The organism is Empedobacter sp. UBA1574, assembly GCF_002322895.1.
Lineage (GTDB): Bacteria > Bacteroidota > Bacteroidia > Flavobacteriales > Weeksellaceae > Empedobacter > Empedobacter falsenii_B.
In genome coordinates this window covers 256-10952 of sequence record NZ_DCOI01000009.1, presented here as the reverse complement: position 1 = coordinate 10952, position 10697 = coordinate 256, and the positions used below count along the sequence as shown (strand labels likewise).

Sequence of the window (10697 nt, the reverse complement as noted above, 5' to 3'; positions counted from 1 at the left end):
CTTTTTGCTGACGATTTACAACCAAATTTCGGCAAAAACATTTTTTTGTTTTTTGAAGTTTTGAAAAAACTGTTTCAAACGAAGATAGTAACGCAAAAAGGAGAACCAATGGTTCTCCTTTGCTTTGATTTTAGCTTATGTTTCCAGTTTTTTATTTTGATGATTTTACAATTTTTTCTTTTGGTCAAAATTGGTTACTTTCCTTACTCGGTGTAATTCGGTGTTTAACTGAGTATTAAAATGAAATTTTAACGTTTTTTGAGTATTTAAAAAGTAAGGAAAAGTAAGGGGATTTTTGCACCTAGTATTGAGATTTTAGATGTTAGATATTAGACTTTTTTTATTTATCATTCTAACTCTTTGTTCATTTTTTGGACTTGATCGTATTCTAATTCTTTGACTGCATAGACATACGAACCATTTTTTGAAATCCTCATAAAACCGTGTTTCTTTAATGCTTTACCCAATTGATTTACTGTTCCGCTATTAATGTTGATGTTACTGAAAAAAGCTAACCTTGTGGCTATTTGAGTTGCATTTAAAAAGGCATTTGCTGTTTCTTTATCTGCTTTCTCGAACCACGTTAATAGCAATTCTTCCTCTGGGGATTTGATTTGGTATTGCTCGTTGTTTTGGTTAATGTTTTTAATTTCTTCGTTGTTAAACCAATATCTGAATCCTTCATCAATTAGATGTAATGCTTGATTGTAACAGTTATCGAGATTCACGTTGTGATGGTATTCAATGAATTCAACTTCAAAGCATAAGAAACGACGTGAACCTGTGGTATCGTTTAAGAATTGAGCGGTATTTACCGAACCTGCAAAAGATGCTCGACGAGGTAATGTTTCGTTGTTGTGTCCGTATGCTTTTCTCATTCGGATATGGGATTTTGTTATGATTTCTTTTAATGAACCGATTTCTGTTTTATTCAAGTTTTCTAACTCGTCTAAGTTGATTAACATACATTCTGCTAAATGTATCAACGTGTCTTTGTTGTTTGGATTAATCGTACCTGAAAACAAATAATCCTTTAATGGTTTTGGTACTAACTTTTCCATCCAGGTTGTTTTTCCAATTCCTTGTTTCCCACTGAATACAATTACCGTTTGATTGACTACTTTTTCATTCGTAACACAAGCTACCATTGCAACAAACCATTTTTTGAAACATTCTAACCATAATTCTTGATTGGTAGTTGTTATGGTATTGGCTAATTCGGTGATGTAATCGACTTCACTATTAATCTCTGGTAAGGTTGAAAAATACTCTTTGAATGGATCGAATTGTTCGACATAATCTGACATCAATAAATAGCGTAATCCTTGAATGCTACATTTTACTTTAGCTTTTAAAACTTCTCTAAGAATTGAGTTTTCTACAAAATCTGTTATTGGTTTGAAATATTGGTTCCGAACCTTTTTGTATTCGAGCTTTCCTGTTACAATGTTGTACCTAAAGTTGTACCTTTTGTTTAGGAACATTTCCAGTCGTTCTATGGCAGCAGGTTTTTCTTCGTCATCATCGATTTCTTCCTCGTTTGTTGAACTACTTTTCGGATTTGTCTTTTCCTTTGTTTTTGGTGTTTTATACTCCTTATCAGTACCAAATTCGTGTGTATTGTTGTACGCACTTTTTACTGCATTCATTACTTCGATTTCGTTGTAATTGTAATCGGATAAAATAAAGCCTAAGGCTTCTGCATAACTGATTCCTTTTCGGTTTAGGTTACACGCTAATTGATGTACAAAGTTATTTCTGTTTCCTTCAGCGTAATCCATTTTCTGTTTTGTGAATCTGACGCAATGATCGTATAATAGATCTGGAGTATTGAGATTTGAGATATTAGATTTATTCGTGTTATGAGATCCTGAAACAAGTTCAGGATGACTAACTGAATTAGATTTCTCGACAAGCTCGAAATGACAATGAAAAATTTCAGCGTTTGGGTTAAAATAGATTTCAGGATCATAAGAATAGAAACATAAGCGCGTGATGTCTTTTCCGGATTTATCGATTTCGATTTCTAACTCTTTTTCGTAAAATTCTTTGACCATGTTGTACGTATTTTTGTGTTCATCTTGATTCGTTGAAACCTTGATGAATAGCTTTAATCCGTTGTTTGATGGACTGATAAATGCGACAAGTGTTGTACTTAATTCTGTCGCTTTTTGTTTGATTTCTGCTAACTTATTTTTCTCAACTTTATCAATATCCAGTACGATTATTTGATTGTAATATTGGAGGTAGTCTAATTTTCTACCTCCCTTGAATGTTGCACTTGGTGTAAAAGCAAGTAAAGATTTCTTTGCTTTTTCGTAAGGTTCCATTTTTCCTTGTTCTAAGGATTTTCTTAAATACAAAATTTGACTTTTGTATGTTCCTTCTTTGATTTCTGTTACGATTTGCTCAATTGGAACAGTGTTGATGACTTCGTTGAAGTTTTGGAATAAGGTGAATTTCATATTTTGTTGTATTATGTATTATGTAAAAAGTAAAATGAATTGTTCTTTACTTTCATTTTTGTCTTGACACAAAAACGAAACAAAAAAGTCAAGGCTATAAATCCGTTTAGGCTAAAAATCCTTTTCACTTCGGGAATGAATTAAATCATTCCCGATGGTCGGTAAACATTTTTGCGCTTCTCTCAATGGATTGACGCTCGTCTGCGAATTGTAATGCCAATTTGATTTAGATGCCGATACTCTAATTTTTAGCGTTTGTTAGAGAATGATTTGTTGTAGTGTTCGTTCAATAACTTTTCGACATCGGACATTTTGTAGTAGATTTTGTTGCCTACTTGACAGAATGAAACCTTTCCTTCATCTCTCCACGTTTGAGCTGTACGTTTTGAAATTTTCATTAGCATTAGAAACTCTTGGTTATCCATAAATGTTTCTTGTTTAGCTGCTAATGCTTTGTTTAATTTTTTAGTGATTTCCTCTAATTGGAATACGATCGCATCGTATTGTTCTTTTGTTAAAATGATTGCTTCCATTTTCTTTCTTGTTTTAAGATTATGGAACAAATGAAGTACAGAAAAAAAAGTCGCCAGGTCTTAAGTTGGTCTTATAAGACCAAAATAATTTTGAAACTAACTGTTTATCTATGATTGGTTAAAGACTTGCTATTTTTTGAATAAGACCTTTTTGAGCAAAAAAAATCCTAACTGAGTAAGTTAGGATTGAATGCTTTAAAGCAATTTATCTATATCTATTCGCTTATTTACATTTGGTCGTTTGTCTTCTCTTGATGGAGTTAAAATGGTACGAACTGTTTTTAAACTTAATTCGTTTCCATCTTTATCTACAAAATTGGACACAATTACTTTTGCGATATCATTGAGATTTCCATCTAAAAATGGTTTGCCATCTACAAAAAGTTCTCTGGACATTTGATAAAATATATCAACCAGTTGATTGACATTTCCATAAAACCTAAGTTTATTATAAATCATTTTCTCAAGTTGATTGTCTTTTAATTCTTCTTTAATTAATCTTGTATTTTGTAATTGACTGATTTTCTTTTCGCATTGTTCAGCGTAGTCTTTTAATTTTGGATTAATAAAATGAATATTCGCTTGTTCATATTCGTATTTTTCGTTGGTTAGAAATAGAATTTTATCACAATAATCATCGATTAAATCAACTTCTTTACTCGTTTTAGTGAATGAAAAATAGCGTTCTTCTGATTCGGCATTTATAAATCTTGGTGCTGGTTTGTCCTCGTCTTTTATCTCTATTGGTTTATATAAACCTAATCGAATTATTTCTGTTGAAGTATAAATTTTCATTAAACGAGTTTTATTTCTTCCTTTTTCAAACAGAAATTCATTTACTGAAACTAACTTTTCAAACTTATTAATCCAATGTAGCTTATCTTTTGCATATAAAAGTTGATGTTTGATAAAATCAGCAATTTCAGAATGAGAAATCTCAAATACTTTGTCAATTAATGCTTGACAATACCCGTCATTTGTAAGAGGTTGAACCTCTATAATATCAAATTCTTCTGACTTTACATTGTGTAAAGCAACTTGTGTAAACTCTTTGAATTGTACAGTTTCTTTTATCAAATACTTCATCATAAATTAAGTTTTAGCATTTAACCTTTTATAGTGTAATTTGATGTAAATTAATATATTACAAAGACAAAATGTGTCGCTGGAGAGATTATTTGCTTTCTTATTTTATATATTGCTCTACTGCTCTGTCTAATTCTTCGTTTACGATTTTGGCATAGATTTGAGTAATACCAATATCGGAGTGATCTAAAAGTTTTGATACATACTCAATACGCATACCGTTGGCTAAAGCTTGGGTTGCAAAAGTGTGTCGGCTTAAATGGAATGATAAGGAGAATGGAAATTCTAATTCTTTACCGATTCTACGCAATTTCTGACCACATAATACATTTTTGGCAGCTATTACTTTTAGTTGATATTCGTTGGATTGTTCGAAGAAATTTGCTTCTGAAATGATTGGAAATATAAAATCATCTGGTTCGGAAGTTTCTTTTCTGTATTTGTTTAAAATCTCTAAAGCCGATTGACCTACTTTGAATTGATGTGAACGTTTCGTTTTACGAATGTTTAATCTGATACGTTGTTCGTTTTCATCATAGTTTTTCCATTGTAAGGTAACGACATCACCAAAACGTAATCCACCCGCATAACAACTGAAAATAAACATATCACGGAAATACGTATCTGTTTGACCAGATGAACTCTTGTGATTTTTTAGCTGCTCTATTTGTTCTTTGTTTAAAAACAGTCTTGTACTCTTGTCTTTTTTGATTCTTACACTCGCAAATGGATAAGTATTTAAAGTGATGACTTCTTCACGAATGGCATCTTTAAACATTATCGCCAGAATATTTAAAGCATAATGCATAGTTGTAGAACCATTCTTTAAACGATTGCTCATAAAATTGACATAATCATTTAAAACTGTTACTGTGATATCTTCAAAGTAGATTTCGTTTGTACCTAAAAACTTCTCGAACTTTTGAATATTCATTTTATAAGCTTTATAGGTTTGAGGTGATACATTCCCTCTGATACGTTCACAACGCTCGTAAGCATATTCAAAGAAATTCTTAATATCTTTTCCTTTGATCGCTTCTTTTAATCGCTTAGCGGAGATATTTCCACGCTTTCGCTCGTTATCAGCAACCATTGCTTCTGCATCTGCAATCTTTTGAGATAAGAAAGCATTCATTCTCGTTGAATTGGGATAATTGCGTTTTACTTTTTGTTTGACATCATCCCATTCGTTTTCTTTCAACTTTACTCCAGTTGCTATAAATTTTGTTTTACGATCCTTGATTAACCGGATATACAATGGACTGTGCCCTGTTTTATCTTCTTGGTTGGTGCGAAGTACTAATTTGATTGAAGCCATTGGAAATTGTATTATTGGTTAAAAATCTACTTTTCTAAACGAATGCAAACAAGTGAAATATTTTTGTAACTTGCTGATGCAAACGAATGTAACGTGATTCTAAGGTACAACAATTGGTACAACAAATCAAGGATTTCAATGCGTTAGAGTACTTTAAATTGAAACTTTAACATTCTATAAAACCTTATAAATAGGCAATTTAGAGAAAAATAGTATTGTCATATTATGTTTTCGGATAATTCAACTATATCCGAATCTAAAATTTGATTAATCATTTCACTATTCAAAACAAATCCATTCAACGAAATCGCATTTTCTTCGATTTGAACCGCATCTTTCATCGCATCTTTTACTTTCATTTCGATCAACGCATTCGATTTAAAAACCTTCCCTTCTACTTCTAAATTTGCAGCATTAGAAACCGCAACTTCTTCTTTGCATCAGCAGCCAATTCTGCATTACTTTCTGAACCTTTGTATTCATTACAACTTACGATAGAAGCAACTATAAAAAGTGCTAAAATAATTTTTCTCATGATGATGTTTTTTATGTTTGATTTTAAAATTACTTTCATCATTTCTCAATCATTCACTAAAATCCTTTTCTTTTACTTGTTTATTATTTTACAAATACAAAATATTGATAATCATTTATTTAATTTTATTTTACAAAAATTTATCTCCAAATAATTTTCAGAAATTCAAAAGATTAAGGAGGTTTGTAAAAGATTTAATTTACTTTTAACTGATTTGTTAATTATTGAAAAGAAAAAATGAAAGTGATTAAGCCAATTTTCCTAAACTTATTACTAAGTTCTGTTGTTTTTGGACAACGATCAGAACAACCAAAATCTGAAACATATCCAAAAAACATCTTCCAAAATCCTTTAGAAATTACCAATTATTTAGCTGGTAATTTTGGAGAATTACGTGCCAATCATTTCCACGCTGGGCTTGATATCAAAACTCAACAACGAGAAGGTCTGAAAGTAAAAGCGGTTGGAGACGGTTACATTTCTCGCATTAATATTTCGCCAACAGGTTATGGAAATGCACTTTATATCGATCACCCAAACGGATATACTTCTGTTTATGCCCATTTGAGAGAATTTACGCCCGAATTGCAAGAATATGTGCGCAAACAACAATATGCAAACGAAACGTTTAAGATAGAATTGCATCCAAAACCAAACGAACTTCCTGTAAAAATGGGCGATTTGATTGCTCTTTCTGGAAATTCTGGAGGTTCTGGAGGTCCACATTTACATTTCGAAATTCGTGATACCAAAACAGAAGAACCAATTAATCCTTTTTACTTCGGTTTTGATTTACCTGATACTCGAAAACCATCTATTTTAGGCCTATATGCTTATCCAATTTATGGCGATGTGAATCAAAAAACCAATCGTGTTGTTGTGGTAAATGGAGGTACAATTTCTGCCTCTGGCGCAATAGGTTTTGGTGTAAAAGCCTATGACAAACACAATGGAGCAGAAAATAACAATGGAGTTCATCAAATTAATATTTATGTGAATGATGAACCGATTTATACGTTTACTTCTAATCGTTTTTCGTTTGATGAAGCTCGAGCTATAAATACAGTTTGCGATTATGGCGATATTCAGAAAAATAATAGTTGGGTGTATCAAGGATTTGTGAAAGATGGGAATCCTGTCAGAATGTATTCAAATCTAAAAAACAATGGAATTTTAGAGCTTGAAGAAGGAAAATCGTACAAAGTAAAAATTGACGTTTCTGATTATGCAGGAAATTTATCTTCGCAATCTTTTACAGTTAATGGAAAAGCATTTGTAGATTCTGCAAAACTTACTGAAACAAATCCAATGTTGTGGAACAAAGAAAATCATTTCAAATCTGATGGAATCGAAATATTTTTCCCTAAAAATATTTTTTATGAAGATTTTGATTTAGCTTATAAATTCTCGAATGGTAAACATTGGGTGGGCGATTATTATATACCAGTTCATCAAACTTACACGTTAGCAATAGAACCGACTACTGACATTCCAACAGCGCAATTGGACAAAGCTGTTATTGTACGCGAATATCAAAAAAGAGGTGCTTGGAAAAAAGATTATTTAACAACAGAGCTCAAAAATGGAAAGCTTGTTGCAAATCCAAAAGATTTTGGTGTTTTTTCTATTTTAATTGACAATACTAAACCGACAATTACTCCGTTAAATATCAAATCAGATAGTCAATTTACTCAAGCTAATGCTATTATCAAATTTACAATTGATGATGCACAATCTGGGATAAAAGATTATAAAGCTTATATCGATGCTAAGTGGGTTTTAGCCGAATATGATCAAAAAATTAAACGATTATCAATTAATTTGAACAAAGAACAGATTTCGGTTGGCAACCATCAATTAGAATTAAACGTGAAAGATGAAAAAAACAACACAGCAACATACTCTACAACATTCAAAAAGATTTCTTAGTACCATAAGTTTATCTCTTTTGGGTGGAATTTTATTTGCTCAAACTGCGCAAATTAATGGTAAAGTTGTCGACGAAAATAGAATTCCAATTAGTGAAGCTGAGATTATTGTCAACGATCAATCTTATTTTACAGATCAAAATGGTAATTTCAAAATTGATATTCCATCAAATTCTTCCGTTACCGTAACTTTTAACAACAATGGTTATCATTCGTTTGCACAAACTTTTACGCTAAAAGATAAAAACAAGAAAGAGATTTTTGTTCAATTAGTTCCTGATCAAACCAATGCAATCGAATTAGGTGAAGCAACTATTTCTTTTCAATCCAATAAAAATAAACCTTTGCAAAGTACCGTTTTGAGTGCTGCGCAAATGCAACAAGGACCAAGTTTGACTGGCGGAGTTGCCGATTTATTGAAAACATTGCCTTTCGTAAATTCGAATACAGAATTAAGTTCGCAATATATGGTTCGCGGAGGAAATTATGACGAAAATTTAATTTACGTTAACGGAATCGAAGTTTATAAACCTCAATTGATTCGTTCTGGCGAACAAGAAGGTTTAGGTTTTGTAAATCCTGCGATGACGCAATTTATCAACTTTTCTGCTGGTGGTTGGGAAGCAAAATACGGCGACAAAATGTCTTCTGTTTTAGATGTTACCTACAAACGCCCAACAAAATTTGAAGGACAATTAGAAGCAAGTTTAATGGGCGGAAGTTTGACATTAGGCGGAGGTTCTAAAGACAAAAAACTTTCGGCAATTGTTGGAGCGCGCTATCAAAACAGAAATTTAGTGTTGAATACCTTAAAAGGTGATACCAATTTCAATCCCGAATATTACGATGTACAAGCCAATATCAATTATAAATTAAATGATAAATGGAATGTTGCATTTTTGGGGACAATGTCACGTTCGCGCTACGAAATGTTTCCTGTAAAACGTGATACGTACATCAACACAATGGATACTCCGTTGTTGCTAACTGTTTTTTATGACGGAAAAGAGGATGATAAATTTGCGACAGAAACAGGAAGTTTATCATTTACATATCAACCAAATTCTAAAGTAGATTTAGGGTTAGACCTTTTTGCTTATCATTCGAAAGAGCGCGAATATTTTGATATTCAAGGTTCTTATTTCATTTCCGAAGTAGACGAAAAAGGCCATGCTACTTCTACGAATGATGTTGGTTCGCAAATCGATCATGCACGAAATAATTTTGATGCGTTGGTTGCTGGAATTCAACACAAAGGAAAATATAAAATCAATGGAAACAATGATATTGAGTGGGGTGCAAAATTTCAACAAGAAGATATTCGTGATTTATTAGGTGAATGGCAAGCAATCGATTCGACAGGATATGTTGTGAATCCAAATCCAGGAAATGGTTTGAATTTAAGTTATTATGTGAATTCTAAAAATAATTTAAAAACCAATCGTATTTCAGGTTACGCACAATATACAAGCAAATTTATGTGGAATGATGCGAAAGTAATGTTCAACGCTGGTGTACGTGCAGCTTATTGGGATTTTAACGAAGAAACAACTGTTTCGCCTCGTGCTCAAATCGCTGTTAAACCAGATTGGGAAAGCGATATGTTGTTCCGTTTTTCGACAGGTATTTATTATCAACCTCCCTTCTATCGCGAAATTCGTCGTTTAGATGGTTCTTTGAATAACAAAGTAAAATCGCAACAATCAATTCATTTTATATTTGGAAACGATTACGAATTCAAATGGATGGATCGTCCGTTCAAATTAACAACTGAGGTTTATTACAAAATCTTAAATGATTTGAATCCGTATTATGTAGACAATGTGAGAATTCGTTATACGGCAGATAACAACTCCAAAGGTTATGCGTATGGACTTGATATGCGTTTATTTGGGCAGTTTGTTCCTGGTATAGATTCTTGGTTCTCGGCTTCGTATGCGCGAGCTTATCAAAATATTGATGACAGAGGAAATATTCCATTACCAACAGATCCTCGTTTCAAATTATCTGCATTTTTCCAAGATTATATGGAGTTTTTACCATCTTTCAAAGTGAATGTAAATTTGATTTATGCTTCTGGTTTACCAAACGGAGCACCACAATTTGCAGATCCTTACCAATACCAAACAACGTTGACAGATTACAAACGTGTTGACATTGGTTTTGTGAAAGAATTGATCAATCAAAAAGAATTGAAACCATCAAAAGGAACATTCTGGAGTAATTTCAAAGAAATTTCGATTGGTGTAGATGTTTTCAATGTGTTTGATATTAAAAACGAAATCAGTAATTCATGGATTCGCGACGTAAATTCGAGTGCAGTTTACACAATGCCAAATTATTTGACAGGACGTTTCTTGAATGGAAAGATTAATTTTAAGTTTTAAAACTATTCAAAATTAATATTAGGATAAATTAATTCTTATTAATAATGGATTTTCAAGAATATATCGGTTACATCATCATTCCAATTATATTTATTTTTTCAATTTCACCTATTTTTTTCATGAACAAGAAAATAGGTAAAATAAAATATTTAAAGACTTATAGTTTTATATTTTGGTTATTTTCATTTTTACTATTTTTCATATCATTAAATGAAATCTTTGAAAATCAAAACTTAAAAGGTTTTACTTTTTTCAATTTTTATAAAACTTTAGAATATTATTTTTTATGGATTTTACTTCCATTTTGGATATTTCCAATTTCAATTATATCAGGAATACTAACTCCATTTATTTTATATTTAAAAAGTAAGAATAATAAAAGAAACAAAGTATACTAACCCGTTGTGCATTTTAAATAATTTGAGTTTTTAGCTTATTAATATTT

At 31.6% G+C, this 10697-nt stretch carries 8 protein-coding genes; 2 read left to right on the top strand and 6 right to left on the bottom strand.

Annotation, left to right across the window (positions count from 1 at the left end; all coding sequences use genetic code 11):
- Window positions 1–347: 347 nt before the first annotated feature.
- From B3578_RS02010 to B3578_RS01985, 6 genes are all read right to left on the bottom strand, one after another.
- Window positions 348–2465 (bottom strand): VapE domain-containing protein, encoded by a 2118-nt coding sequence (locus B3578_RS02010; RefSeq protein ID WP_291046785.1) that lies wholly within the window; start codon window positions 2463–2465, stop codon window positions 348–350.
- 248 nt (window positions 2466–2713) lie between these two features.
- A complete protein-coding gene (locus tag B3578_RS02005; protein ID WP_038335637.1) occupies window positions 2714–2998 on the bottom strand; it encodes a helix-turn-helix domain-containing protein in 285 nt (94 codons plus the stop codon).
- A 195-nt stretch (window positions 2999–3193) separates the two neighbouring features.
- Entirely contained in the window at window positions 3194–4084 is an 891-nt protein-coding gene (locus tag B3578_RS02000) for a hypothetical protein (protein WP_291046783.1), read from the bottom strand.
- A gap of 100 nt (window positions 4085–4184) precedes the next feature.
- Complete coding sequence (locus B3578_RS01995) at window positions 4185–5402, bottom strand: site-specific integrase (protein WP_291046782.1); 1218 nt, start codon at window positions 5400–5402, stop codon at window positions 4185–4187.
- Window positions 5403–5620: 218 nt separating this feature from the next.
- Window positions 5621–5761 (bottom strand): hypothetical protein, encoded by a 141-nt coding sequence (locus tag B3578_RS01990; protein WP_291046781.1) that lies wholly within the window; start codon window positions 5759–5761, stop codon window positions 5621–5623.
- A 41-nt stretch (window positions 5762–5802) separates the two neighbouring features.
- Complete coding sequence (locus tag B3578_RS01985) at window positions 5803–5937, bottom strand: hypothetical protein (RefSeq protein WP_286496357.1); 135 nt, start codon at window positions 5935–5937, stop codon at window positions 5803–5805.
- 237 nt (window positions 5938–6174) lie between these two features.
- On the opposite strand from B3578_RS01985, the gene B3578_RS01980 reads away from it, so the two are divergent.
- Together B3578_RS01980 and B3578_RS01975 are read left to right on the top strand one after the other, a co-directional pair.
- On the top strand, window positions 6175–7866 hold the full coding sequence (locus tag B3578_RS01980) for a M23 family metallopeptidase (protein ID WP_291046778.1): 1692 nt from the start codon (window positions 6175–6177) through the stop codon (window positions 7864–7866).
- Window positions 7814–10252, top strand: coding sequence for a TonB-dependent receptor (locus B3578_RS01975; protein WP_291046777.1), 2439 nt, complete (start codon window positions 7814–7816; stop codon window positions 10250–10252). Before B3578_RS01980 ends, B3578_RS01975 begins: the two co-directional genes overlap by 53 nt.
- Window positions 10253–10697: the final 445 nt, after the last annotated feature.

Coding starts and splice junctions, on each gene's coding strand:
- B3578_RS01995 (WP_291046782.1), bottom strand. CDS start 5,402: ATGGCTTCAATCAAATTAGTACTTCGCACCAACCAAGAAGATAAAACA.
- B3578_RS01985 (WP_286496357.1), bottom strand. CDS start 5,937: ATGAGAAAAATTATTTTAGCACTTTTTATAGTTGCTTCTATCGTAAGT.
- B3578_RS02005 (WP_038335637.1), bottom strand. CDS start 2,998: ATGGAAGCAATCATTTTAACAAAAGAACAATACGATGCGATCGTATTC.
- B3578_RS02000 (WP_291046783.1), bottom strand. CDS start 4,084: ATGAAGTATTTGATAAAAGAAACTGTACAATTCAAAGAGTTTACACAA.
- B3578_RS01990 (WP_291046781.1), bottom strand. CDS start 5,761: ATGAAAGTAAAAGATGCGATGAAAGATGCGGTTCAAATCGAAGAAAAT.
- B3578_RS02010 (WP_291046785.1), bottom strand. CDS start 2,465: ATGAAATTCACCTTATTCCAAAACTTCAACGAAGTCATCAACACTGTT.
- B3578_RS01980 (WP_291046778.1), top strand. CDS start 6,175: ATGAAAGTGATTAAGCCAATTTTCCTAAACTTATTACTAAGTTCTGTT.
- B3578_RS01975 (WP_291046777.1), top strand. CDS start 7,814: ATGAAAAAAACAACACAGCAACATACTCTACAACATTCAAAAAGATTT.